Source organism: Nocardioides sp. BE266 (assembly GCF_031457855.1).
In the GTDB taxonomy this organism is placed as follows: Bacteria; Actinomycetota; Actinomycetes; order Propionibacteriales; family Nocardioidaceae; genus Nocardioides.
In genome coordinates, this window is sequence record NZ_JAURTI010000001.1 from 24,366 (window position 1) to 48,265 (window position 23,900).

The window sequence follows — 23,900 nt, forward strand, 5'->3', positions numbered from 1 at the left end:
GACGGGGCCGCGCGTCAGGCGTGCTGCCTCGACCGGACCAGCGCGACGCCGAGGAGGAGCATCCCGACCAGCCCGACGAGGCCGCTGAGCACGGGGACCGTGATCGAGCCGCCCCGCGCGCCGAGCCCGCTGCCCGTCGAGTCGAACCACGGGACGTCGGTGAGCGGCGCCTGCCGTGGGCGCGGGTCGGACCTGCCCGAGCGGTCGTCGGCGTCCGACTCCGCAGCGAGGACCTCCACGTCGGACGACGAGGCGATCACCGCGGCCTGGCCAGGCTCCCGGGCGGACCCGGGCGTCGCCGTCCCGCGCGGAGGCAGGTCGCTCAAGCCGTCACAGGGCGCGAACCCGGAGGGGCCGTCCCCGTGCCGCGTCCCGTCCGAGGTCGAGCTGTCCTGTGCAGCGCCGGTGCTCACCGGACCGTCGGCCGGAGTGGCGGACGGGGTGGCGTGCGTCCCGGCGGTCGGTTCGCCCGTGCCTGACCCGCCCTGCTCGCGCGGTCGCCCGGCCGGACGTACGACGGACTCCGCGGCCTTCACGACCGGCTGCGTCACCCGGTCGGCACCGGGCACGGGCGCGACGGCCTGCTCGGCGTGCGACACCACCGGCTGCACGACCTGCTCGACGACCGGTGCGGCGGCCTGCTGCACCGGTTGCGGCACGGCGGAGTGCGCGACCTCGACGGCAGGCTCGACGACCGGGTCGGTCACACCTCCGACGACCTCCGCCACCCCGCCGAGGAGACCGTCGCCCTCGTCCGCGCGAGCACCGGGGCTGACGGACAGCGACAGCAGGAGCACCGCGCCGGTGAGGAACGTCGTACGCCACGCACGGCGTCGCCGGGCTGGTGGGACTGCCTGCTTCGTCATGGTGATCGCCTCCGGGACCGCTCTCGCCCGGGCCGGACCTGGCCCTTCGGGCTGCTACGGGCCCAACGAGGCTCCGCGTGGGACGGGTATGGCTCCGCCGCGACCATTCGGGGCTACTCGGCAGTTTCCCCAAAATGTGCTGGTCACGCGCAGACGCCGAAGACCTGCTCCTCGTCGGCGCCCGCGCCCGGGTCAGCCGGCGTGTTGGGGCTGCCGCTCGGCGTGCCCTTCGGCGGGTCCGGCTGCTTGTCCGGCCCCTCCGCGTCGACGGCGCCGTCACCGAGCAGGTCTGCCGGCAGCTCCTCGTCGTGGTTGAGCAGGTCCCAGATCCGCTGGGCCTCCGGCGTCCAGCGGACCTTGCCGCGGAACTCGGAGTCCGACGGGAAGTACTCGGTCGGGACGGTGAGGAACTGGATCCGGTCGAGGCCGATGTCCTGCAGCTGCAGGGCGATCCGGGCGATCTTCGTCACCGACCCGAGGTCCTCGTCGGTCCGCAGCGACCGGGTGGCGGCCTCGAGGAATCGGACGACCTTGTCCGGACGGGTGAGCGTGTCCGTCGACTTCACCTTCCGCACGAGGGCACCGATGAACTCCTGCTGGCGCCGGATGCGGGAGAGGTCGTTCTGGTCCTCCCACGCACCGACGTAGCGGGCCCGGACGTAGTCGAGGGCCTGGTCGCCGGTGAGCAGCGAGGGGTCACCCTCGGGGACGAAGATGCCGTTCTTCCGGTCGACGACGTCCTCGGGCACACACACCGGGACGCCGCCGACGGCGTCGACCATCTCGCCGAAGCCGTTGAAGTCGATGACGACGTAGTGGTCGAGCAGGAGGTCGGTGGCCTGCTCGAACTGGTCGGCCGTGCAGAGCTCGTCACCGACCGTGAACGCGTCGTTCCACATGACGTCGGTCTCGGCGGGCGTCTCCCCGCCGTTGCAGGCGGGCCGGTCGACGATCGAGTCGCGCGGGATCGAGACGGCGTACGCCCGGCTCCGGTCAGCGGAGAGGTGCACGAGGATCGTGGTGTCCGACCCGCCGGCTCCCGCCTCCCCGTCGATGTGGTTGCCCTTCCCCGCGCGCGTGTCGCTGCCCATCACGAGGATGTTGAGTGGCTTGCCGTTGCCGGTGTACTGCCGCTCGGGTCGACCGGGGCCGAGCTCGTCGAGGGAGCCCGTCTCGATGTTGCCGTCGAGGTGCCGGATCCAGAGCCAGGTGCCGAGACCGGTGACCAGGGCCAGCACCAGGGCGCTGACGAGGACCACCCGCAGGACCGTACGTCGACGCGTCCTCGTGGGAGTCGGCGTCGTCGGTTCGTCCGGCATCAGGTCTCGTCTCGTCGGTAGGGCTCGGCGCGGGCGGGCGCGGCCGATGGGCCTCACCACACCTAGTGACGCTTCCCGAGCCGGTCTGGTTGCGTCCGGACGCAGATCCGCTACGCGTGGGCCGGCTGCCGCGGACGGCCGAGGCCGACGGGAGGACGCAGCGCCGTCGCGCCGAGGACTGCCAGCAGGCCCCCGAGCCCGATCGCCGTCAGCACCAGCAGCTGCGACTGCCGGATGACCGGCGCACAGGCGGCGGCAGCCGCCCGCTCCTCCGCATCCGGGTGGGTCGTCACCTCAGGCGTGCCCGACACCAGCCAGGACGCCGAGATCGCCGAGCCGCAGTGCTGGACGTGGTCGGCCATCGTGGCGCTGCGCGAGACCTCGGTCCCGACGCCGAACGCGCCGAGGACCACGAGCACCCCGCTCACGAGAGCCACCTTCGCCCAGCCCATGGTCCGAGTATGACCGCAGCGACTCGGTGAGGCGACGACTCAGCCGAGGAGTCGCTCCAGCGCGGCCGCGACCACCGGCAGCGCGTCGGCAACCGGGACACCGGCCACCGCCTCCACCGCGTCGCCGTCCTCGGTCAGCCCGACGTGGCGCAGGGTCGCCGCGAGCGACATTGCCTCGAGATCCATGCGTCCGAGGCGCCCGCCGGGCCACACGTCCAGCACGAGGTCGACGCAGGTCCCGCCGGGCTCCTGCTGGTGCGCCTGCGGAAGCGACGGATAGCGCTCGCTGAACTCGTCGTGCCCGGCGCAGTAGATGACCTGGCCCTCGTCTGCGGGGGTCGTCCCGCCCTGCCCGGCCTGGAAGCCCGCCGCGACCATGACGGGGTCGAGCGCGGCGCAGACGAGGCCGATGGCATCGGAGGAAGACACGTCGTCATCGTGTCGCGCCCGCGCGCCGGACGGCAAAGGTGTTTCGGCGCTCACCCGAGCCGGGCGAGCAGGCGCTGCACGGTGCCGACGCCGCGAGACGTGGCGCGCACGCTGAGCAGCGACTCGATCACGCGGGTGCCCTGACTGCGACGCTCGACGTGGTTCTGCACGATCGCGTGGCCGCCGTCTGCGGCCAGCACCGTGACCTCCGGGCCCGGGCTCCACGGCACGGTCTCCGGGAACGGCAACGAGCCGTCGAACAGCGTCAGCTCACACCCGTCGGGCAGCGCGTCCAGGCCCAGGGAGGAGAGCCAGTCGAGCGGGCGGACGAGCACCACGTCGTCGTACGCGCACACGGGGGTGAGGCGCTTCGCGACGGCGCTGGCCAGGCGCTGCGCGTCACCCGCGGTTACGAAGGCGACGGTGCCGTTCACCTGGTGGCTCAGCACGCCGGTCGCACCCTCGGCCTCGAAGGCGTCGACGAGCTGGGCGCGGCTCGGGCTGCGGGGCTGGCCGAGGTTGAGGTTGCGGAAGAACGCGACGTGCACGACGTCAGCGCTCGACGTAGGCCATCGAGCGCAGGCCGCGCTCGAGGTGCCAGGCGAGGTAGGCCGAGACCAGGCCGCTGGCCTCGCGGAGGTGGCGCGGGTCGGCGGCGTGCACGACCGGCCAGTCGCCGACGAGCAGCGCGCCGAGCACCCGGACCGTCTCCGGAGCAGGGGTCGCGGAGCCGGGGAGCTTGTCGGAGGCGCACATCACGCCGCCGGCGGAGGGGTTGAAGAACCGGTGCGGACCCTCGACGCCGCACTGCACGCAGTGGTCGAAGGAGGGGGCGTAGCCGGCGACGGCGAGGGAGCGGAGGAGGTAGGAGTCGAGGACCTGCTTGGCGGGGTGCTCGCCGCCCGACATCGCGCGCAGGCCGCCGACGAGCAGCAGGAACTGCTGGACCGACGGCTCCTTCTCCTCGGTGACGAGCCGCTCGGCGGTCTCCAGCATCACGGTGCCGGCGGTGTAGCGGTCGTAGTCGAGACCGAGCCGCGCGTGGAACGGGTCGATGGTCTCGGCCTGGGTGATCACGTCGAGGCTGCGGCCCTCCGCGAGCTGGAGGTCGACGTGGGTGAACGGCTCGAGACGCGAACCCCAGCGCGACGTCGTACGACGGACGCCCTTGGCGACCGCGCGCACGCGCCCGTGCTGACGCGTCAGCAGGGTGATGATGCGGTCGGCCTCACCCAGCTTGTGGGTGCGCAGCACGACCGCCTCGTCGCGGTAGAGGGGCACCCGCCCATTCTCCACCACGCACCCGCCACGCGCGGGCGGCGGCGTCAGCGTTTCCGGGCGCGCGACGCCCTGGGCGTCGCCGTCGTCGCCCAGCAGTCGAGGGCGAAGTCCGACGCGGCGCTGGTGAGGCGTTCGGGACGGAAGCGCCACTCGAGGATCGACGAGGCCCGCTCGAAGCGCACGTGCGGCAGCTCGGCGGCCAGCATGTCGGCGTCGACGAACGGGTGGATCGGGTCGATGGGGTGGCCGACGACGAGCGCGGGCGCCTGGATCTGGCGCCGCAGCCGCGAGGAGGGCGCGAGCCGGCCGAAGATGACGCCGTGCAGGAGCGAGGACATCGAGTCGGCGCGGTGGTCGACGGTGTCGAGCCCGATGCCGGCCCAGAACGGCACGATCCCCCGCGGCACGGAGCGGGAGAGCTTCTGCAGCGAGTTGGCGGTGAAGGGGAGGTAGCGCGCGGCCAGCATGATCGGGACGAAGGCCAGGATCCCGGCGACCAGCGCGTTGTTGAGCACCGGCATCTCCACGATCAGTCCCTTGACCCGCTCGGGCGCGATGACCGCGACCTCCAGCGAGACGTTGGCGCCCAGCGACGTGCCACCGATGACGGCCTGCTCGGCGCCGAGGTGGTCGAGGAGCGCGACGACCTGCCGCCCGAACGCCGTCATCGAGTAGACGAGCGGGTCGGCGGGCTGGTCGGACCGGCCGTGCCCGAGCAGGTCGAGCGTCACGACGTGCAGGCCCTGCGCAGCCATGGCGCGGGCGAGCGGCTGCTGCATCCTTCGCGGCATCAGCAGGCCGTGCAGCAGCACCACCCACTGGTCGCCCGAGCCGTACTCGGTGTACTCCAGCCGGTCGCGCCCACCGTCGGACTCGAAGAAGAACTGCCCGATCCGCTCGCTCACCAGCATGAGCCGAATGTAGCGCCGGATCAGCCCGCGCGGCCGAACGTCTCGCACCGCCCGTCGTCCCAGACCACGAGGCCGGTGCGCCCGGGACGGGTGCTGAGCCAGGCGAGCGCGCCCGCGCCCAGGGCGTACGCCGCCGTGGCGTCGACGTCGGCCCACGTCAGGTCGGGGCCGACGACGGTGACCTGCGCGACGCCCGTCGCGGCGACGCCGGTGCGGGCGTCGACGATGTGCGCGCCGCGGTGGGCAGCGCCGGACGTGGCCACCGCGCCCTGTCGCACCGGCACCCGCGCGACGACCCGGCTGGGGTCGTGGGGGTCCTCGATGCCGACCAGCCACGGGTCGCGGGCGGGGTCGGCGACGTGGCAGACCATGTCGCCGCCGGCCGAGAGGCACACGTCGGTGTCCTCCAGTCGCACCAGGCTGCGCGCGGCCCGCTCGACGGCCCACCCCTTGACCACGCCGCTCGGGTCGAGGACGAGGCGGCCGGACGCGTCCGGACGGCGTACGTCGAACGCGCCGCCCGACTGCACCCGCGCCAGCTCGCCGATCGCGAGGACCTCGGCCACGTCGGGCGGGCACTCGGAGAGCCCGATCTCGCCGCGGTCGAGGCGGCTGACGTGCGAGTCGGCCCGGTAGGTCGAGAAGACGCGGTCCACGTCGCGCAGGGTGGCGACGGCCTCGAGCCACGCCCGCTCACCGGCCGCGGTGGCAGCGTGCCGCCCGCGGAGGGCGAGGCTGACGGGCATCCCCATCACGTGGACGACCTGTCGGGTGGTGCCGAGCGTGGCGGTCACAGCCCGGCCCGGTCGAGCGCGCTCTGCAGGGACTGGATGTAGCCCGAGCTGGTGAAGGTGGCGCCACTGACCATGTCGATCGAGCTGCTCTGCGCCGACACGGTCTCGTCGGCCAGGACAGGCAGCGCGTAGTTGCTGATCTGCGAGCTGCGCGGGTCGCCGTCGGGGTACTGCAGGACGGAGACGCTGGTGACCTCGCCACCGCTCACCGACAGCTGCACCTGGACCGGGCCGTACCGGGTCTGCACGACCGAGCCGGTGACCTGGGTGGCGGACCCCGAGGAGCCCGAGGTCCCCGACGAGCCGCTGGATCCCGAGGATCCGGAGGATCCGCTGCCGGAGGTGGTGGTGCCCGAACCCGATCCCGAGCCGGCGACGGTGCCGGAGGAGATGACCGTGTCGGCGACCTGTCCGGCGACGGTGGAGGAGGTGGACGTGTGGTAGCCGAAGAGCAGGACGAGGAGGGTGACCGTGGTCGAGGCCCAGCCGATGATGCGCCGCATCCCGCTCACCACCCGAAGCTCTCGACGTGGATGCGCCGGGCCGGCACGCCCAGCGCGCGGCAGGAGCGTCGTACGGCATCGGCCCAGGGCTCGGGGCCGCAGATCCAGACGTCGCGCTCCGCGAGGTCGGGCACCCAGCCGTGCAGGACGGTCGTGTCGTCGACGTCCGGGGCGTGGCCGAGCCACGACTCGGGGTGCCGGCGCGGTCCGGGGAGGTCGACGACCTGCAGGCCGCGGCTGGTGCGCAGCGCGTCGAGCTCGGCGGCGAAGAGCGGTTCGGCGGTCCAGCGGTGCAGCAGCACGGCGTCGCCCGGTGCGTACGCCAGTCCCTCGGCCAGCGAGCGCAGCGGGGTCACCCCGACGCCGGCACCGATCAGGGCCACCTTCCGGCCGGTGTGCACCCGCGGGCTGAGCCGGCCGTAGGGGCCCTCGACCGCGACCCGGCTGCCGGGCACGAGTCCGGCCGCGGCGCCGCTGCCGTCGCCGGCGTCCTTGACGGTGATCCGCAGGCTGCGGCCGTCGGGAGCGGCCGAGAGGGAGTACGGGTTCGCGCGGGTCCAGCCGGGGCGGTCGAGGAAGCGCCAGTTGAAGTACTGCCCGGGGTGCACCCGCAGCAGGTGCAGGTCGCGACCGGTGAGGTGGACCGACACGACGCCGGGGCCCTCACGGACGACCGAGTGGACCACCAGCTCGTGGCGCAGCGTGCGGGCGAAGGGCAGCACGACCCGCCAGACGAGGACGGTGGCCGCGGTCGCGCCCCACGCCGTCCACCAGAAGAGGGTGCGGCCGGGCGAGGACACGAAGCTCGCGCCCGTCCAGAGCTGGTGCGGCAGGGCGAGCCCGACGCCGAGGTAGGCGTAGAGGTGCATCAGGTGCCACGACTCGTAGCGCAGCCGCCGCCGCGCGGCCCGGAAGCTGGTGACCACGACCATCACGAGGGCGACGGTGCCGGCAGCGGCCAGCAGCATGCCGGGGCTGTCGAGCACCAGCTGCCAGAGCATCGCGGGCGTCTGGAGCAGCTGGCCGGCCGCGTAGCCCCACGTGACCAGCACGATGTGCGCCATCATCAGGGTGAACGACGAGAAGCCGATCCAGCGGTGCAGGTGCACCAGCCGGTCCTGGCCCCACGATGCCTCCAGCAGCGGCACCCGAGCCATCAGCAGTACCTGCCCGAGCAGCAGGACCGACGCCACCAGGCCCGTCCACTGCCCCACCGAGGTGAGCGAGGTGGCCCAGGACCCGAGGGCCGTGACGCCGCCGTCGGACGCCCACCAGGCGGTGACGAGCACGAGGGCGCCGCCGAGCAGCGCCGTGGACGCGGTCCGCACCAGCTGGTCGGCGTGCGCCCGGGTGGCCCGCACGGGGGCCGGGTGCGGGACCCGGGCGGCGTCGAGGGTTGTCATGGCCCTACGGTGCGGCCGCAACCTGTGCACCGGCTGTGCGGGCGCGCTGAGGAGGGTAGGAACCTCAGGCGCGGTTGACGGCGCTGATCACGGCCTTGAGGGACGCGGTGACGATGTTGGCGTCGAGCCCGACACCCCAGAGCACCTTCTCCCCGACCGCGCACTCGACGTAGGCGGCGGCGATGGCGTCGCCACCGGCCGACAGCGCGTGCTCGGCGTAGTCGAGGACGCGGACGTCGTGGCCGACCGCGGAGATCGCGTCGACGAAGGCGGCGATCGGGCCGTTGCCCTGCCCGGTCAGCTCCTGGCGCTCGCCGTCGACGTACACCCCGACGGTGAGCTGGTCCTTCTCGCCGGCCGCGCTGGAGGTGTGCACCGAGTTGAGCTTGAGCGGGGTCTCGCGGTCGAGGTACTCGCCGCGGAAGACGGTCCAGATCTCCTCGGGCGTGATCTCGCCGCCCTCGGTGTCGGTGTGCTGCTGCACGACCCGGCTGAACTCGATCTGCGCGCGCCGCGGCAGGTCGAGCTTGTGCTCGGATTTGAGGACGTAGGCCACGCCGCCCTTGCCGGACTGGCTGTTGACCCGGATCACGGCCTCGTAGGTGCGCCCGACGTCCTTGGGGTCGATCGGCAGGTACGGCGCCTCCCAGTCGATGTCGCGCACGTCGATGCCCTGCTCGGCGGCGCGCTTGTCGAGGTCCTCGAGGCCCTTCTTGATGGCGTCCTGGTGGGAGCCGGAGAAGGCGGTGTAGACGAGGTCGCCCGCGTAGGGGTGGCGCGGGTGGACGGGCAGGTTGGTGCAGTACTCGACCGTGCGACGGATCTCGTCGATCCCATCACCATTCAGGGCGAAGTCGATCTGCGGGTCGATGCCCTGGCTGAACAGGTTCATGCCCAGGGTGACCAGGTCGACGTTGCCGGTGCGCTCGCCGTGGCCGAACAGGCAGCCCTCGACGCGGTCGGCGCCGGCCATCAGCGCCAGCTCGGTCGCCGCGACCGCGGTGCCGCGGTCGTTGTGCGGGTGCAGGCTGATCGCGGAGTGCTCGCGGCGGGTCAGCCCGCGGCCGAAGTACTCGATCTGGTCGGCATAGGTGTTGGGCGTCGACATCTCGACCGTGGCGGGGAGGTTGAGGATGATCTCGCGGCCGGCCTCGGGCTGCCACACGTCGGAGACCGCCTCGCACACGCTCAGCGCGAAGTCGGTGTCGGACTGGGTGAAGATCTCCGGGCTGTACTGGTAGCCGAAGTCCTGGCTGCCCACGATGCGGCCCAGCCGCTCCTCGGCGTACTTCATCACCATCTCGGTGCCGCGCACGGCGATGTTGCGGCACTCGTCGGGAGTGACGTTGAAGACCACGCGCTGGAAGAGCGGGGCGGTCGCGTTGTAGAGGTGCACGGTCGCGCGGGGCGCGCCGACCAGCGAGTCGATGGTGCGCTCGATGAGGTCCTCACGCGCCTGCGTCAGCACCGAGATCTGTACGTCGTCGGGGATCCGGTCCTCCTCGACGAGCTTGCGCACGAAGTCGAAGTCGGTCTGGCTGGCGCTGGGGAAGCCGACCTCGATCTCCTTGTAGCCCATCGAGACCAGCAGCTCGAACATGGTGAGCTTGCGGGCCGGCGTCATCGGGTCGATCAGCGCCTGGTTGCCGTCGCGGAGGTCGGTGGAGAGCCAGCGCGGCGCCTTCTCGACCTTCTTCGTCGGCCAGGTGCGGTCGGGCACGTCGACGGGCACGAACGGGGTGTAGCGCGCGAACGGCATCGGGCTCGTGCCCTGCTGGTTGGCGGTGTTGCTCAGGTTGGTCATGGTGTCCTCGGTCTGCTGAAGGGGCGACCGGCACGCGCCACACTCCGCAACGAGGGGGCCGGGACTAGGCCTCGTTGCGGCGGCGAAGGAGGAGGCTGCACATCATGACCCGACCAGAGTAGCCCCGATGCGTCGCGCGCGCTCCGGGTCTCCCGCTGGATGAGACGGGCGGTCAGGTGCGGCCGCGACCGGCCCAGGCCACCGCGGTGACGTCGAACGGGCCGTCGCCGAGGTTGCGCCGCAGCGTCTGCTCGACCTGCTGGCGTCGATCGGGGTCGAGCGACGCGACGGCCTCGCCGGCCGGCCCGACGCCGTGGAGGTAGGGCTGCCACCACTCGTCGAAGGTCGGGTGGGTGACGGTGACCGCCAGCTCGCCCACCTCGACGTCGCGCAGCGCGGCGCCCTCCATGATCGACAGGAGGCTCTCGCGCGACCCGCCCTGGAAGTCGGTCTCGTCGGGCGTCTCCGGAGCGACCTCGGCGAAGGCGGTCCACAGCGGTGCCATCGGCGCGCGCGACCCGGCGAGGTCCCACACCGTGGCGCCCACCCAGGCGCCCTCCCTGGTCACCCGCTTCATCTCCGACACCCCGCCGACCGGGTCGGTCATGAAGTGCACGACCAGGCACGCGCCCGCGACGTCGAAGGAGCCGTCGTCCCACGGCAGCGACTCGGCACCGCCCTGGCGCACGTCGACGCCGGGGAACCGGCCGCGGCAGGCCTCGACGAACGGCGCCGAGGGGTCGATCGCGGACACCTGGTCGGCGCCGAGGCGCTCGACCAGCGGGGCCGTGAACGCCCCCGGGCCGCAGCCGACGTCGAGGGCGCGCTGGCCCCCGGACACCTCCAGCAGGTCGGCGAACCGGACCGCCAGCGGCTTGGAGTAACGACCCATGAAGCGGTCGTAGGCCTCACCCGCAACCTCGAAGCTCACCCGCGCGACGCTACTCGCCTCCTAGGCTCTCGTCATGCCCACTTTGTTGGTGGTCCACCACTCCCCGACCACATCGGTCCGGGCGCTGACCGACGCCGTCGTCGCGGGGGCATCCGACGACGCGATCGAGGGCGTCGAGGTCCTCGTCCGGCCCGCCCTGGAGGCCGGCGCCGACGACGTGCTGCGGGCCGACGGGTTCGTGCTCGGCACGCCGGCGAACTTCGGCTACATGAGCGGCGCCCTCAAGCACTTCTTCGACACGATCTTCCTCGAGGCCGGTGGCGCGCTCACCGACGACGGGTCGGCCGCGTCGGCCGAGGGTGGCAAGCGACCGTTCGGGCTCTACGTCCACGGCCGCTACGACACGACCGGCGCGGTGCGCTCGGTGCAGTCGATCGTGGGGGCGCTGCCCTGGCGCCAGGCCGCCCCGGTGCTGGAGGTGCTGGGTGACGTCGGCGAGACGGAGCAGGAGTCGGCGTACGAACTGGGCGGGACGCTCGCGGCCCTGGTGATGGAGGGATGAGCATGCTCCGGGCCCTCGTCGCCGCCCTCGCCCTGACGCTGGCGCTGGCCGGGTGCACGTCGGGCTCCTCCGACCCCGACGCCGACCCCTCGCCGTCGACCTCGCCCACCCCGACGGAGACGACTCCTCCGGACCCCGGTCCGCGCCCGAAGGTCGGCGAGTGCCACGCGCTCAGCTTCCGCCAGGCCGTCTCGGTGATCGCCAACACCGCGCCGATCGCGTGCAGGAAGCAGCACACCGCGGAGACGTTCCTCGTCGGACGGCTCGAGCTGAAGACGAAGGCCGGGAAGATGCGCCGCGTCGACTCCCGCGCCGCGCAGCGCCAGGCCCGCAGTGCCTGCACCTCACGCCTGTCACGGCACCTCGGACGTACGCCGCGGGAGCTGCGGCTGACCATGGCGCAGGCCGTGTGGTTCACCCCCGGGCCCAACCGGGCCGAGGCCGGGGCGGACTGGTTCCGCTGCGACGTCGTCGTGATCGCCTCCGAGAAGAAGCTGCTCCGGCTGCCCCGGCGCACGCAAGGCTGGGGCGATGCGCCGACGATCGCGATGTGCGCGACCGCGGCCCCCGGCACCGCCGCGTTCAAGCGGGTCACCTGCGGCGCCAAGCACTCGTGGGTCGCGGTCGCGACCGTGGACATCCCGGGGGCCAAGCTGCCCAAGCGCGAGGCGATCGCCGACCGGATGGAGTCGCCGTGCCGCGACGCCGCGCGGGCGCGGGCGGGTGACCCGCTCGACTTCAGTTGGTCGCAGGAGATCCCGACGGCCGACCAGTGGGACGCCGGACGGCACTACGGGATCTGCTGGGTGCCTGCCTGAGGCTTCCGCTGGGCGGAATGACGAGGTCGGTGCCGTGCAGTGACGACTGTCACGGTGTGGGGGCTCGGCCGGGCCACTCGGCGCCCGGCACCTCGGAAGGAGCACGTGCATGCCCACCCCCTCCCCGGCCCTAGCGACAGGCCCCGCCTCGGCCACCGGCTCCCGCTGGCCCGTCGCCCTCTGCTGGCTCGCGGTCGCCCTCGACGGCTTCGACCTCGTCGTGCTCGGTGCGGTGATCCCGACCCTGATCGGCACCGGTGACCTCGGCTTCACGCCGTCGTCGGCCACGACGGCGGCGACCCTCGGCCTGGTCGGCGTCGGCATCGGCGCCGTTGCCATCGGCCCGCTCACCGACCGGTTCGGCCGCCGCCGCAGCCTCATCGGGTGCGTCACCTGGTTCTCGCTGCTGACCCTCGCGGTGCCGCTTGCGCAGGACGTCACCCAGTTCACGGTGCTGCGGTTCCTCGCCGGCCTCGGCCTCGGCGCCTGCCTGCCGACCGCGCTGGCGTTCATGAGCGAGCACGCGACGAGCGAGCGCCGCTCGTCGGCCGTGACCCGCACGATGACCGGCTACCACGTCGGTGCGGTGCTCACCGCGCTGCTCGCGCTCTGGCTGGTCGACGACCACGGGTGGCAGTCGATGTTCGTCGTCGGCGGGATCGTGGGCCTGCTGACCGTGCCGCTGATGTGGGCCAAGCTCCCCGAGTCGACGGCGTACCTCCGCGCGGTCGAGGCGCGCGGCTCGGGTGAGGCCCCGGTGTCCCGCAGCTCCGAGGTGGTGCGCGGCCCGTTCCTCCGCGTCAGCATCGGCCTGTGGGTCGCGTCGTTCTGCGGCCTGCTGCTGGTCTACGGCCTCAACACCTGGCTGCCCACGATCATGGGCGAGGCGGGCTACTCGATCGAAGGCGGCATCGGCCTGCTCCTCGCCCTCAACGTCGGCGCGGTCATCGGCCTGCTCGTCGCCGGCGGGGTGTCGGACGCGCGTGGCAACAAGCCGACCGCACTTCTGTGGTTCGCCCTGGCGGCCGTGTTCCTCGCCCTGCTGTCGATCAAGCTCGAGAGCACCGCGCTGGTGTACGTCGCCGTGCTGCTCGCCGGCATCTTCGTGTTCAGCGCGCAGGTGCTGGTCTACGCCTTCGTCGGCCACCTCTACCCGCCGGAGATCCGGGGCACCGCGCTCGGGATGGCCGCCGGTGTCGGCCGGGTCGGCGCGATTGTGGGTCCGTCGCTGGGCGGGGCACTGGTCACGGCCGGCATCGCCTACCCGTGGGGCTTCTACGCCTTCGCGGTGACGGCCGTGCTCGCCGTCGGCGCGCTCGCGACGGTGCCCGCGAAGATGCGCGACACCGTTTCCGTCTAGCGGAAGCCGGTGCCACACTGCGTCCATGGCCGGCAACTCCAGCAGCCCCGGCGCGTCGGTCACCAGCCGCGCGCTGGCCCTGGTCGGCGCCTTCGACGAGGAGCACCGACGGCTGACGCTCACCGAGCTGGCCGACCGTGCCGGGCTACCGGTGCCGACGGCCCACCGGCTGGTCGCCGAGCTGGTCGAGTGGGGCGCGCTGGCCCGCACCGGGGCGGGTGACTACGTGATCGGGCGCCGGCTCTGGGACGTCGGCCTGCTCGCTCCCCTGCAGGCGGGTCTGGTCGAGCTCGCCTCGCCCTACCTCCACGACCTCTACGGCGCCACCCACGCCACCGTCCACCTCGCCGTCCGCGACGGGGTCGAGGTGCTCTACCTCGACCGGCTGCGCGGGAGCGACTCCGTGCCCGTGGTCAGCACCGTCGGCTCGCGGCTGCCGATGCACGCGACCGGCGTCGGCAAGGTGCTGCTCGCCCACGCGCCGATCGAGGTGCAGCAGGAGGTGCTCGCCGACCTGCCGCGCGTGACGCCGTACACCGTCACCCAGCCGGGACGGCTGCGGCGCCAGCTCGGGCAGGTGCTGCGCGACGACCACGCCACGACCAGCGAGGAGATGAGCCTGGGCGCCTGCTCGGTCGCGGTGCCCGTACGCCGTGGCGGCGAGGTCGTGGCCGCGCTGGGGCTGGTCGTGCCCTCGCTCAAGAGCGACCGTCCACGGCTGGTCGCCGCGCTCCAGGTCGCGGCGCGCGGCGTCGGCCGCGCCCTCGACGCCGCCCGCTCCCTCTGACCGATCGGGCAGTTCGTCCGCGTCCGGGTCGCCGACCGGGCACTTCGTTTGCATCTCGGCCGCCGAGCGGGCACTTGGTCCGCGTCTCGGCCACCGATCGGGCAGTTCGTCCGCGTCTGAGCCACCGACCGGGCAGTTCGTCCCGGCAGTTGCACCGGGACGAAGTGCCCGGTCGGTGGCTCAGACGGGAACGAAGTGCCCGCTCACCCAGCCAGACGGGAACGAAGTGCCCGGTCACCCAGCCGGACGGGAACGAAGTGCCCGGTCGGTCAGAAGCCGAGCTTGCGGAGCTGCCGGGGGTCGCGCTGCCAGTCCTTGGCGATCTTGACCTGGAGGTCGAGGTAGACCGGGGTGCCGAGGAGGGCCTCGATCTGCTTGCGGGCAGCCGTGCCGACCGCCCGCAGGCGCGAGCCCTTGTGGCCGATCATGATCCCCTTCTGGGAGTCGCGCTCGACGTAGAGGTTGGCGACGATGTCGAGGAGCGGCTTGTCGTCGGGACGCCCCTCGCGCAGGCCCATCTCCTCGACCACGACGGCGATGGAGTGGGGCAGCTCGTCGCGCACGCCTTCGAGCGCGGCCTCGCGGATCAGGTCGGCGGCCAGCGCCTCCTCGGGCGCGTCGGTGAGGTCGCCGTCGGGGTAGAGCGGCGGGCCCTCGGGCATCAGCCCGACCAGCAGGTCGGCGAGCAGGTCGACCTGGTCGCCCGACTTCGCCGACACGGGCACGATCTCGGCCCACGTCGTCCCGGTCTCCTCGCCGAGCGCGGCGATGTCCATCAGGTGGGTCGCCAGCTGCTCGGGCGTCACGAGGTCGGTCTTGGTGGCGACCGCGATCCGGGTCGTACGCCGCACCTTGGCCAGCTCGGTCACGAGGAACCGGTCACCCGGGCCGATCTTCTCGTTGGCCGGGAAGCACACGGCGACCACGTCGACCTCGGCCCACGTCGTACGCACCAGGTCGTTGAGCCGCTCGCCGAGGAGCGTGCGCGGCCGGTGGAGTCCGGGGGTGTCGACCAGGATCAGCTGGGCGTCGTCGCGGTGCACGATGCCGCGCACCACGTTGCGGGTGGTCTGCGGCTTGGACGAGGTGATCACGATCTTCTGGCCGACCAGCGCGTTGGTCAGCGTGGACTTGCCCGCGTTGGGACGCCCGACGAAGGACGCGAAGCCGCTCCGGAAGCCCTCAGGCGCCTGGTAGAACGCCCCTGCCGGAGCGACGCCGGACAGGTCGAAGTCGCCGTCGAGCTCGTCGTCATCGTCGTCGTCGAAGTCCTCGAGCGCGCCCTCGTCGTCGAACTCGCCGTCGACCTCGTCCTCGAAGCCCGCGTCGTCCTTGTCAGCCATCGCTCGCCTCCCGCGCCGCGTCGTACTCAGCCCAGATCTGCTCGTCACTCTTCCCTGCCGCCTTGCCCGCGCGCCAGATGGGACCGGGGTCGACCGCGCGCGGCTGCCGGGCGGCGGTGGCGCGCCAGTAGCCCATCACGTCGTAGTGGCTGGTGGGGAGCTTGACCTCGCGCATCAGGTGCTTGCGGATCGCGCGCATCTGCGCGGACTCCCCCGCCATCCAGAAGTAGCCCTCGCCCTCGGGCCAGTCGATGCCCTCGACCACCTCGGCGAGCGCGCTCTGCCCGGCGGCGGGCGGCGCGAGCCAGGTGACCTGCGCGGTGTCGGGGAGGTAGCCGGACAGGTCGTCCGGCACCTCCGCCATGACGTACGTCGGCAGGTCGGGGTGCGCCTCGACGATGCGGGCGATCGCCGGCATCGCCGTGAGGTCCCCGACCAGCAGCAGCCAGCCTGCACCGGCCGGCGGGTCGAACGACGCCTTCGGCTCGGTGATCGTCACGGTGTCGCCGATGCAGTCGCGCATCGCCCACTCGGTCACCAGCCCGACGTCGTGCACGACCACGTCGAGGGTCAGCTCGGCGCCGTCCCACGACCGCACGGTGTAGTAGCGGCTCTGGAACTGCCCGGGCACGACCAGCCCGACCCACTCGTCGGGCACGCCGGTGCTGGCGAAGCCGTCGAGCCCGTCGAGCACCAGCCTCACGAGGTGGTCGGACAGCGGCTCACGTCGCGCGACGCGCGCCTGGAACTGGGCTGCCCGGGTGCTCACGGGGTCACGTTATCGAGCACTCACCAGTCGGGTCGCATCGGGAAGTCGGAGCGCCCGCCCGCGTGGTTGCGAGTCGCCAGCACGTGGTGCAGCTCGACCTCGTCGCGCTCGAAGCCGATGCGCGAGCCGGCGATGTAGAGGCCCCACACGCGGGCGGTGCCCTCCCCCACCTCGGCGACGCACTCGTCCCAGTTCTCCACCAGGTTGCGGTTCCAGTCGCGGAGCGTCGAGGCGTAGTGCAGGCGGATGTTCTCGCTGTGCTGCACCTCGAGCCCGGCGTCCTGGGCCGCGGTGATGATCGTGCCGGAGCCGATCAGCTCGCCGTCGGGGAAGACGTAGCGGTCGATGAACGCACCCGTCTCCTGCCGGCGGTTGTGCGGCCGGGTGATGCAGTGGTTGAGCAGCCGCCCGCCCGGCTTGAGCCGGTCGCGCAGCTGCGCGAAGTAGGACGGGTAGTTGCGCACGCCGATGTGCTCGGTGAGGCCGATCGAGCTGACCGCGTCGAAGCCGTTCTCGACGACGTCGCGGTAGTCGAGGTGGCGCACCTCGGCGAGGTCGCCGAGGCCCTCGCGGTCGATCGCCTCCTTGGCCCACTGCGCCTGCTCGAGCGAGAGCGTGACGCCGAGAGCCTTCACGCCGTACTCGCGCGCGGCGTGGCGCACCATCGTGCCCCAGCCGCAGCCGACGTCGAGGAGCCGCTGCCCGGGCTGGAGGTCGAGCTTGCGGCAGACCAGGTCGAACTTGGCGGCCTGCGCCTCCTCGAGCGTGGCCTCCGGGGTCTCGTAGAGGGCGCACGTGTAGGCCATCGAGGGACCGAGCACCATCTCGTAGAACCGGTTGGAGACGTCGTAGTGGTGGGCGATCGCGCCGGCGTCGCGCAGCATCGAGTGGCGCAGGCCCTCGACGGCACGCCGCCAGCGCGGCAGGTGCTCCTGTGGCGGCGGGGCCGGCGGGCGGAGGTGCTGCAGGCCCAGGCTGCGGGCGATGTGGACGGCCTCGCTGGGCGACGGCACCCGGAACTTGGTGTGGTCCTTGAGCAGCACCATGGCGTCGTACGGGTCACCGGGGTGCACGCCGAGCAGGTCGAGGTCGCCGCTGACGTAGGCCCGGGCCATGCCGAGGTCGCCCGGGGCGGTCATCAGGTAGGCCAGGCCGCGCTCGGACTTCAGGTCCATCCCGAAGCGCGCGTCGGGCGGGCCGGCGCTGCTGCCGTCGTACGCCGTGAAGCGCACGGGCAGCCCTCCTCGCACCAGCCGGTCCATGGCGTCGCCGATGGACATGCGTGCAGGGGTAGCCCGGTTCGGGCCGGAGCCGAGGCTCATCGTCGTCCCACCACCTTGTCGTAGAGAGGGGTCAATCTGTCGTCGGGGTCGTGGACCGCCTTGGTGCGGGCCAGGTTGGCGCCGTCGTAGAGACGGTCGAACTCCTCGCGCTCGTAGAACGCCTCGGAGTAGAGGCTCTTGTGGCCGCCGAGCTCGGTGACCTCGGCCTCGATCGCGCGGTTGCGCGGGGAGCTGGGGGCGTCGGGCCCGACGTTGACCACGCCCCAGAAGCCCACGTTGACGTAGGTCGTGCCGCTGGTGAGCGGGTAGCCCGGCCACGGCCGGTCCTCACCCTCGCGGCGCAGCCGGAGCGGGCACAGCCAGACCGGGCGCATGCCGATCTCGCGGTCGAACCAGTCGAGGAACTCGGGAAGGCGACCGACGGGGATCTCCACGTCCTGCACCACGCGCTCGCCCTGCGGTCGTCCGGCGCGGCGGTCGAGCCGGTCGCCGATCCCGAAGCGCCGGTCGAGGGCGACGAGCTTCCAGTAGACGTCGGAGCGGCGGAGCCGGCGCGGCCACACGCGTCGCACGAGCGGGTGCTGGGCACCGAACGCGCGCGAGCACCAGAACCAGTCGGTGTCCCAGCGCCAGAGGTAGTCGTGCACCGTGAGCCGGTCGGTGGCCCGTTGCTGGAGGGAGCGGTAGAAGACCTGCTGGCCGGTGTAGTCGCTGGTCGGGCCGGGCTCGTCGGTCCAGCGGGCCAGCGTCAGGTAGAGCTCGTCGGGCGAGAACGCGACGCCGTCGAGGCCGTCGACGCGCTCGCCGGCCCACGACCCCTCGTCGACGATCCGTGCGATGGTCTCGGCCAGCGACGCCGCGTCGTCGAAGCGCACGTGGCGGAGGGCGACGTAGGCCGGGACCTGCTCGAGCTCGATCCGCAGCCGGGTGGCGTAGCCCAGCGAGCCGTAGGAGTTGGGGAAGGCGTCGAAGAGGTCGTCGCCCGGCTTGGTGGTGACGATCTCGCCCGAGCCGGTCACCACGTCCATCTCCAGCACGGACTCGTGCGGCAGCCCACTGCGGAAGCTGGTCGACTCGATGCCGAGCCCGGTCACCGCACCGCCGAGGGTGATGGTCTTCAGCTGGGGCACCACGAGCGGGATCCGGCCGTGGGCCAGCGTCGCCTCGACGAGGTGCTCGTAGGTGCACATCCCCTGCACCTCGGCGACGTCGCCGTCGACCTCGATCACGCCCTCGAGGCCACTGACGTCGAGGCCCGACCCGGGCTCGGGTCGGCCGCGGAAGAGGTTGCTGGTGCGCTTGGCCAGACGGACGGGTGCGTCGGGCGGCAGGGCGGCGTACGACTCCCGGAGCCTCGTCACGCCGCGGTCGTGCTCGTCCCACCCCAGAGGCTTGCCCACCTCGCCACGCTAGCGCGCTGTCCCCGCTCGTCGCGAGTGACTTGTGAACCGGATCACGTGACGAAGGATGGAGGTCAGGTCGCGTGCGTCGTGGACCGGGTGTGGATCCTGCCGGTCTGGTCGCCCACCAGGACCGGCACCCCACCACCGGCGAACTCGCTCGCGGCCCGGACGTCGGCGAGGTCGCCGTCGGTGAGCACGACCGCCGCCTCGAGCCCGGTGGATCCCGACGAGATCGCCATCGCGACGCAGACCTCGAGGGCCGAGAGGCGCAGGTGCGTGAGGCGGATGCTCGCGGCGGCGTACGTCCTCCCGTCGAGGTCGCGGACGGCGGCTCCCTCGCGGGCACGGGCACGGGCGCGGGTCGCCCGCGCGAGGGTCACCAGCTTGGCGTCCTCGGGGCTCAGGTCCGCCGACAGGTCGTTCATGGCGCCAGCCTAGTGAGCGGTCGCGGGACACCCGCAAAGGGCGAGAGCAGGAACCACGTCGGCAGGGCGGCGGCGACGTCGCTGCCCGCGATCACCCGCAGCGTGCCCGCCCCGCGCGCCGCGCTCCAGGCCGTGTCGCCCCGCCACACCTCCGTCATCGTGCGCAGCGAGGTCTGGACCAGTGCGACCGGCTCGTCGCCCGGGTCGACGTCGCACACGTCGACGTCGGCCGGCGAGATGACCAGCCACCAGCGGGCCAGCGCATGATCGACGTCGTCGAACTCGAAGGCCACCACCGTCCGGCGCGACGGGACCTTCTCGTGGTCGACGTTGCGGTGCATGTCCCAGAGCAACAGCTTCGGGTCGAGGTCGGGGTCGGCGAGGTCGGGGATCCAGCGGGTGCCCCACGTGCCGAGCGCCTCGACGACCGGGCGCAGCTCCTCCCCCGCCTCGGTCAGGCGGTAGCGCACCTCCCCGTCGGTCTCCTCGCGCGTGATGACGCCCGCGCGGACCAGCTGCTGGAGCCGCCGGGACAGCAGCGTCGGCGACATCCGCGGCAGGCCGCGGCGCAGCTGGTTGAAGTGCTCGCTGCCGATCACCAGCTCACGGACGACGAGCAGCGTCCACCGCTCGTCGAGCAGCTCCATGGCCTTGGCGACGGGGCAGAACTGGCTGTAGCTCGCTCCCATGGCGGCACGTTACGCCGCTGCGACGGGGGGTGGTACAGATCGTTCACTCGTCCGCGCTCCGTCTGCTTCCTAGCGTTCTCGGCACCACACACACCAGGAAGACGAGAGCTCTGGAAGGAGCACGGAATGACCAGCACCACCACTGCGGCACCCGTCGACGCGGATGCCGCACTGAAGCAGAAGCACCGCACCATGTGGGCCTCCGGTCACTACGACCGGGTCGCCGACGAGATCATCCCGGTGCTCGGCGAGCGCGTGGTCGCCTCGCTCGGCATCACCTCCGGCGAGCGGGTCCTCGACATCGCCGCCGGCAACGGCAACGCCTCCGTCCCGGCCGCCCGCGCCGGCGCGCAGGTCGTCGCCTCCGACCTCACGCCCGAGCTGCTCGAGATCGGCCGCGCCCAGCACGCCGACCTCGACATCGAGTGGGCGGTCGCCGACGCCGAGGCGCTGCCCTGGCCCGATGCGTCGTACGACGTCGTGGTCAGCACGGTCGGCGTGATGTTCGCGCCCCACCACCAGGCCGCGGCCGACGAGCTGGTGCGCGTGCTGCGCCCCGGTGGCCGCTTCGGCCTCGTCGCCTGGACGCCGGAGGGCTTCATCGGCCGGGTCTTCGCGACGATGAAGGAGTTCGTGCCGCCGCCGCCCGCGGGCGTGCAGCCCCCGCCGCTGTGGGGCAGCGAGGCGCACGTGCGCGAGCTGCTCGGTGACCGGGTCGAGGACCTCGTGCTCGAGAAGGCGTACGTCGACGTGGACGCGTTCGCCGGCCCGGCCGACTTCCGGACCTACTTCCGCGAGAACTACGGCCCGACACTGATGGCCTACCGGGGACTGGCCGACCAGCCGGAGCGGACCGCGGAGCTCGACGCGGCCCTCGACGACCTCGCGGCGGGGTTCCGCGACGAGTCCGGGCGGATGCGCTGGGAGTACGTCCTGGTCAGCGGCCGGAGGCGCTGACACCGGCGGCGGCGTCGTCCTCGACGGCGTCGTCGTCGGGCTCCGGCAGCACCGTCACGAGCACGGTCTCGATCTTGTTGCGGCGACCCGTGGCGCGCTCGGCCTCGAGGCGGAGGCCGTGGCACTCGACCACGGAGCCGGGGATCGGGACCTTGCCGAGGTGCTTGGCCATCAGGCCGCCCACGCTGTCGACGTCGTCGTCCTCGACGTCGAAGCCGACGAGCTCGTCGAGGTCGTCGACGGGATAGCGGGAGGACACCCGGATCGCGCCGCCCTCGAGGTGCTCGACCTCGACCTCCTCGACGTCGTACTCGTCGGTGATCTCGCCGACGATCTCCTCCAGCACGTCCTCGATCGTGATCAGGCCGGCGGTGCCGCCGTACTCGTCGACGACGACCGCGATGTGCTGGCGCCGGGCCTGCAGCTCGCTGAGCAGCGCGTCGACGGGCTTGGAGTCGGGGACGTAGTGGACCGGGCGCATCACCTCGTCGACGCGCTGGGTGAACTCCACGTCGGGGGCCTCGAAGTCACGACGGACGAGGTCCTTGAGGTAGGCCATCCCGACGATGTCGTCGAGGTTCTCGTCGATCACCGGGATGCGGGAGTAGCCGCTGCGCAGGAACAGCGAGAGCGTCTGGCGGATGTTCTTGTGGCGCTCGATGTAGACCACGTCGGGGCGCGGGACCATCACCTCGCGGGTGATGGTGTCGCCGAGCTCGAAGACCGAGTGGATCATCTTGCGCTCGCCCGACTCGATGACCGCCGAGGCCTCGGCCAGGTCGACCAGCTCGCGCAGCTCGGTCTCGGTCGAGAACGGGCCCTCGCTGAAGCCCTTGCCGGGCGTGATCGCGTTGCCGAGCATGATCAGCAGGGCCGGGATCGGCCCGAGGATCGTGGTGACCAGCGAGAGGGGTCCGGCGGAGAGCAGCGCGACCCGCACGTCGTGCTGGCGGCCCACGGTGCGCGGGGCGACGCCGATCGCGACGAACGAGACGACCAGCATCACGCCGATCGTGGTGAGCACCGTCGGCAGCAGGTCGCCGTGGTAGGCGTCGCGGGCCCAGGTGGCGACCAGCACGATGGCGCTGATCTCGCACAGCAGGCGCAGGAGCAGCGCGGTGTTGAGGTAGCGCGCCGGGTCGTCGAGGAGCAGGACCAGGCGCGCGGCGCCGGGTCGGCCCTCGGCCCTCAGCTCCTCGGCGCGGGCGCGCGAGAACCCGTTGAGGGCGGCGTCGGCTGCGGAGAACAGGCCGGCCAGCACGACCAGCAGGGCCGCCGACCCGAGCTGCCAGATGTCGGCGGTCATGTCAGACGGGCTCGGGGTCGGTCTCCGCGGACGAGCGCCACTTGCCGAGCAGCTCGTCCTGGAGGCCGAACATCACGGCGTGCTCCTCGGGCTCGGCGTGGTCGTAGCCGAGGAGGTGCAGGATGCCGTGGACGGTGAGCAGGTCGATCTCGGCCTCGCGCCCGTGACCGGCCTCCACGCCCTGGCGCTCGGCGACCGACGGCGACAGCACGAGGTCGCCGAGGACGCCCTCCTCGGGCTCCTCGTTGACCTTGCCGGGGCGCAGCTCGTCCATCGGGAAGGCGAGCACGTCGGTCGGGCCCTCCTTCTCCATCCACTGCCCGTTGAGCTCGGCGATGGTGTCCTCGTCGACGGCCTTGATGCACAGCTCGGCCTGCGGGTGGACCCGCATCTCGTCCATGACGAACCGCGCCAGCTGCGAGAGACGGCGTACGTCGAGCTCGTGGCCCGACTCGTTGAGCACCTCGATGCTCATCGTCGGCTCCTCGGCTGGGCCTTGGTCGGACCGCTCTTGGCGCGCTCGGCCTCGGCGTCGAAGACCTCGTAGGCCTCGACGATGCGGCCCACGAGCCGGTGGCGTACGACGTCGGTGCCGGTGAGGCGGCAGAAGGAGATGTCCTCGACGCCGTCGAGGATCCCCTCGACCACGCGGAGGCCGGACTTGGTGCCCGACGGCAGGTCGACCTGGCTGGTGTCGCCGGTGACGACGATGCGCGATCCGAAGCCGAGGCGGGTCAGGAACATCTTCATCTGCTCGGGCGTCGTGTTCTGCGCCTCGTCGAGGATGATGAAGGAGTCGTTGAGCGAGCGACCACGCAGGAACGCCAGCGGCGCGACCTCGATGGTGCCGGCGGCCAGCAGCTTGGGGATCGTCTCGGGGTCGACCATGTCGTGCAGCGCGTCGTAGAGCGGGCGCAGGTAGGGGTCGATCTTCTCGCTGAGCGTGCCGGGCAGGAAGCCGAGCCGCTCCCCGGCCTCGACGGCAGGACGGCTCAGGATGATCCGGTTGACCTCCTTGGCCTGCAGCGCCTGCACGGCCTTGGCCATCGCCAGGTAGGTCTTGCCGGTGCCGGCCGGGCCGATGCCGAAGGTGATCGTGCTCTTGTCGATCGACTCGACGTAGCGCTTCTGGTTCAGCGTCTTCGGTCGGATCGTGCGGCCGCGGTTGGACAGGATGTTGAGGCTCAGCACGTCGGCCGGACGCTCCTGCGTCTCGGTGCGCAGCATCTGGATGATCCGCTCGACCGTCTCGCCGGTGACGCCCTGGCCGGTGCGCACGAGCGTGACGACCTCGTCGAGCAGCCGCTCGGCCATCGCGACCTCGGCGGACTCGCCGGCCAGCGTGATGCGGTTGCCCCGGACGTGGACGTCGGCCTGGAAGGCCCGCTCGATCAGCCGGAGGTGCTCGTCCCCCGGACCCAGGACGGAGACCATGTCGATGCTGTTGGGTACGACGACGGTGTGGGTCGGTCGAACCTGTGGGTTCGTGTCAGTCATGGATGCCCGTGACGGGCGGCCTTCCGGGTCGGTGGCAGAGCCCTTCC

At 72.3% G+C, this 23,900-nt stretch carries 26 protein-coding genes; 5 read left to right on the forward strand and 21 right to left on the reverse strand.

The window, feature by feature from the left end; translation table 11 throughout:
• Nucleotides 1-14 precede the first annotated feature (14 nt).
• From J2X46_RS00135 to J2X46_RS00190, 12 genes are all read right to left on the reverse strand, one after another.
• A complete protein-coding gene (locus J2X46_RS00135) occupies nucleotides 15-866 on the reverse strand; it encodes a hypothetical protein (protein WP_310245377.1) in 852 nt (283 codons plus the stop codon).
• Between the two features lie 143 nt (nucleotides 867-1,009).
• Nucleotides 1,010-2,185 (reverse strand): LCP family protein, encoded by a 1,176-nt coding sequence (locus tag J2X46_RS00140; RefSeq protein WP_310245379.1) that lies wholly within the window; start codon nucleotides 2,183-2,185, stop codon nucleotides 1,010-1,012.
• 110 nt (nucleotides 2,186-2,295) lie between these two features.
• Nucleotides 2,296-2,637, reverse strand: a complete 342-nt coding sequence (locus J2X46_RS00145) for a hypothetical protein (protein WP_310245382.1) — start codon at nucleotides 2,635-2,637, stop codon at nucleotides 2,296-2,298.
• 39 nt (nucleotides 2,638-2,676) lie between these two features.
• Nucleotides 2,677-3,066 carry a hypothetical protein gene (locus J2X46_RS00150; RefSeq protein WP_310245383.1) on the reverse strand — a complete coding sequence of 130 codons (390 nt, stop codon included), beginning with the start codon at nucleotides 3,064-3,066 and terminating at the stop codon, nucleotides 2,677-2,679.
• Between the two features lie 50 nt (nucleotides 3,067-3,116).
• On the reverse strand, nucleotides 3,117-3,614 hold the full coding sequence (locus J2X46_RS00155) for a DUF1697 domain-containing protein (protein WP_310245386.1): 498 nt from the start codon (nucleotides 3,612-3,614) through the stop codon (nucleotides 3,117-3,119).
• Between the two features lie 4 nt (nucleotides 3,615-3,618).
• On the reverse strand, nucleotides 3,619-4,347 hold the full coding sequence (recO, locus tag J2X46_RS00160; RefSeq protein WP_310245388.1) for a DNA repair protein RecO: 729 nt from the start codon (nucleotides 4,345-4,347) through the stop codon (nucleotides 3,619-3,621).
• A gap of 44 nt (nucleotides 4,348-4,391) precedes the next feature.
• Nucleotides 4,392-5,258, reverse strand: a complete 867-nt coding sequence (locus tag J2X46_RS00165) for an alpha/beta fold hydrolase (RefSeq protein WP_310245390.1) — start codon at nucleotides 5,256-5,258, stop codon at nucleotides 4,392-4,394.
• A gap of 20 nt (nucleotides 5,259-5,278) precedes the next feature.
• A complete protein-coding gene (locus J2X46_RS00170; RefSeq protein WP_310245393.1) occupies nucleotides 5,279-6,052 on the reverse strand; it encodes an FAD:protein FMN transferase in 774 nt (257 codons plus the stop codon).
• Nucleotides 6,049-6,555 (reverse strand): FMN-binding protein, encoded by a 507-nt coding sequence (locus J2X46_RS00175; RefSeq protein ID WP_310247304.1) that lies wholly within the window; start codon nucleotides 6,553-6,555, stop codon nucleotides 6,049-6,051. Before J2X46_RS00175 ends, J2X46_RS00170 begins: the two co-directional genes overlap by 4 nt.
• Before the next feature lie 5 nt (nucleotides 6,556-6,560).
• The gene (locus J2X46_RS00180; RefSeq protein WP_310245397.1) at nucleotides 6,561-7,958 is read right to left on the reverse strand and encodes a ferredoxin reductase family protein; all 1,398 of its coding nucleotides are present in this window, start codon (nucleotides 7,956-7,958) and stop codon (nucleotides 6,561-6,563) included.
• Between the two features lie 64 nt (nucleotides 7,959-8,022).
• Complete coding sequence (gene leuA / locus J2X46_RS00185; RefSeq protein ID WP_310245400.1) at nucleotides 8,023-9,762, reverse strand: 2-isopropylmalate synthase; 1,740 nt, start codon at nucleotides 9,760-9,762, stop codon at nucleotides 8,023-8,025.
• 172 nt (nucleotides 9,763-9,934) lie between these two features.
• Nucleotides 9,935-10,693: a class I SAM-dependent methyltransferase gene (locus J2X46_RS00190; RefSeq protein WP_310245403.1), complete on the reverse strand. Its 759-nt coding sequence runs from the start codon at nucleotides 10,691-10,693 to the stop codon at nucleotides 9,935-9,937.
• 34 nt (nucleotides 10,694-10,727) lie between these two features.
• Between J2X46_RS00190 and J2X46_RS00195 the strand changes: the two genes are divergently transcribed.
• From J2X46_RS00195 to J2X46_RS00210, 4 genes are all read left to right on the forward strand, one after another.
• Entirely contained in the window at nucleotides 10,728-11,216 is a 489-nt protein-coding gene (locus J2X46_RS00195; RefSeq protein ID WP_310245404.1) for an NAD(P)H-dependent oxidoreductase, read from the forward strand.
• On the forward strand, nucleotides 11,213-12,034 hold the full coding sequence (locus J2X46_RS00200; RefSeq protein ID WP_310245406.1) for a septum formation family protein: 822 nt from the start codon (nucleotides 11,213-11,215) through the stop codon (nucleotides 12,032-12,034). The genes J2X46_RS00195 and J2X46_RS00200 overlap by 4 nt, the downstream gene beginning before the upstream one ends.
• A gap of 109 nt (nucleotides 12,035-12,143) precedes the next feature.
• Nucleotides 12,144-13,394, forward strand: a complete 1,251-nt coding sequence (locus tag J2X46_RS00205; protein WP_310245414.1) for an aromatic acid/H+ symport family MFS transporter — start codon at nucleotides 12,144-12,146, stop codon at nucleotides 13,392-13,394.
• Nucleotides 13,395-13,419: 25 nt separating this feature from the next.
• Entirely contained in the window at nucleotides 13,420-14,181 is a 762-nt protein-coding gene (locus J2X46_RS00210) for an IclR family transcriptional regulator (protein ID WP_310245416.1), read from the forward strand.
• 269 nt (nucleotides 14,182-14,450) lie between these two features.
• On the opposite strand, the gene era is transcribed toward J2X46_RS00210, so the two are convergent.
• From era to J2X46_RS00240, 6 genes are all read right to left on the reverse strand, one after another.
• Nucleotides 14,451-15,524 (reverse strand): GTPase Era, encoded by a 1,074-nt coding sequence (gene era, locus J2X46_RS00215; RefSeq protein ID WP_310245419.1) that lies wholly within the window; start codon nucleotides 15,522-15,524, stop codon nucleotides 14,451-14,453.
• On the reverse strand, nucleotides 15,517-16,293 hold the full coding sequence (locus J2X46_RS00220; protein ID WP_310245421.1) for a siderophore-interacting protein: 777 nt from the start codon (nucleotides 16,291-16,293) through the stop codon (nucleotides 15,517-15,519). Before J2X46_RS00220 ends, era begins: the two co-directional genes overlap by 8 nt.
• Before the next feature lie 20 nt (nucleotides 16,294-16,313).
• The gene (locus tag J2X46_RS00225; RefSeq protein WP_310245423.1) at nucleotides 16,314-17,573 is read right to left on the reverse strand and encodes a class I SAM-dependent methyltransferase; all 1,260 of its coding nucleotides are present in this window, start codon (nucleotides 17,571-17,573) and stop codon (nucleotides 16,314-16,316) included.
• 38 nt (nucleotides 17,574-17,611) lie between these two features.
• A complete protein-coding gene (locus J2X46_RS00230; protein ID WP_310245426.1) occupies nucleotides 17,612-18,976 on the reverse strand; it encodes an FAD-binding oxidoreductase in 1,365 nt (454 codons plus the stop codon).
• 74 nt (nucleotides 18,977-19,050) lie between these two features.
• Nucleotides 19,051-19,404 (reverse strand): cytidine deaminase, encoded by a 354-nt coding sequence (locus J2X46_RS00235; protein ID WP_310245428.1) that lies wholly within the window; start codon nucleotides 19,402-19,404, stop codon nucleotides 19,051-19,053.
• Nucleotides 19,401-20,093 (reverse strand): helix-turn-helix domain-containing protein, encoded by a 693-nt coding sequence (locus tag J2X46_RS00240; RefSeq protein WP_310245430.1) that lies wholly within the window; start codon nucleotides 20,091-20,093, stop codon nucleotides 19,401-19,403. Before J2X46_RS00240 ends, J2X46_RS00235 begins: the two co-directional genes overlap by 4 nt.
• A gap of 126 nt (nucleotides 20,094-20,219) precedes the next feature.
• Here J2X46_RS00240 and J2X46_RS00245 point away from each other — a divergent pair, with 126 nt between their 5' ends.
• Complete coding sequence (locus tag J2X46_RS00245; protein WP_310245432.1) at nucleotides 20,220-21,050, forward strand: class I SAM-dependent methyltransferase; 831 nt, start codon at nucleotides 20,220-20,222, stop codon at nucleotides 21,048-21,050.
• Here J2X46_RS00245 and J2X46_RS00250 read toward each other — a convergent pair.
• The 3 genes from J2X46_RS00250 to J2X46_RS00260 are packed head-to-tail and all read right to left on the reverse strand — an operon-like array spanning nucleotide 21,031 to nucleotide 23,853.
• Nucleotides 21,031-22,356 (reverse strand): hemolysin family protein, encoded by a 1,326-nt coding sequence (locus J2X46_RS00250; protein ID WP_310245435.1) that lies wholly within the window; start codon nucleotides 22,354-22,356, stop codon nucleotides 21,031-21,033. The two genes, J2X46_RS00245 and J2X46_RS00250, sit on opposite strands and share 20 nt — an antisense overlap.
• Before the next feature lies 1 nt (nucleotide 22,357).
• The gene (ybeY, locus tag J2X46_RS00255) at nucleotides 22,358-22,831 is read right to left on the reverse strand and encodes an rRNA maturation RNase YbeY (protein ID WP_310245437.1); all 474 of its coding nucleotides are present in this window, start codon (nucleotides 22,829-22,831) and stop codon (nucleotides 22,358-22,360) included.
• Nucleotides 22,828-23,853 (reverse strand): PhoH family protein, encoded by a 1,026-nt coding sequence (locus tag J2X46_RS00260; protein WP_310245438.1) that lies wholly within the window; start codon nucleotides 23,851-23,853, stop codon nucleotides 22,828-22,830. The genes ybeY and J2X46_RS00260 overlap by 4 nt, the downstream gene beginning before the upstream one ends.
• Between the last annotated feature and the right edge of the window lie 47 nt (nucleotides 23,854-23,900).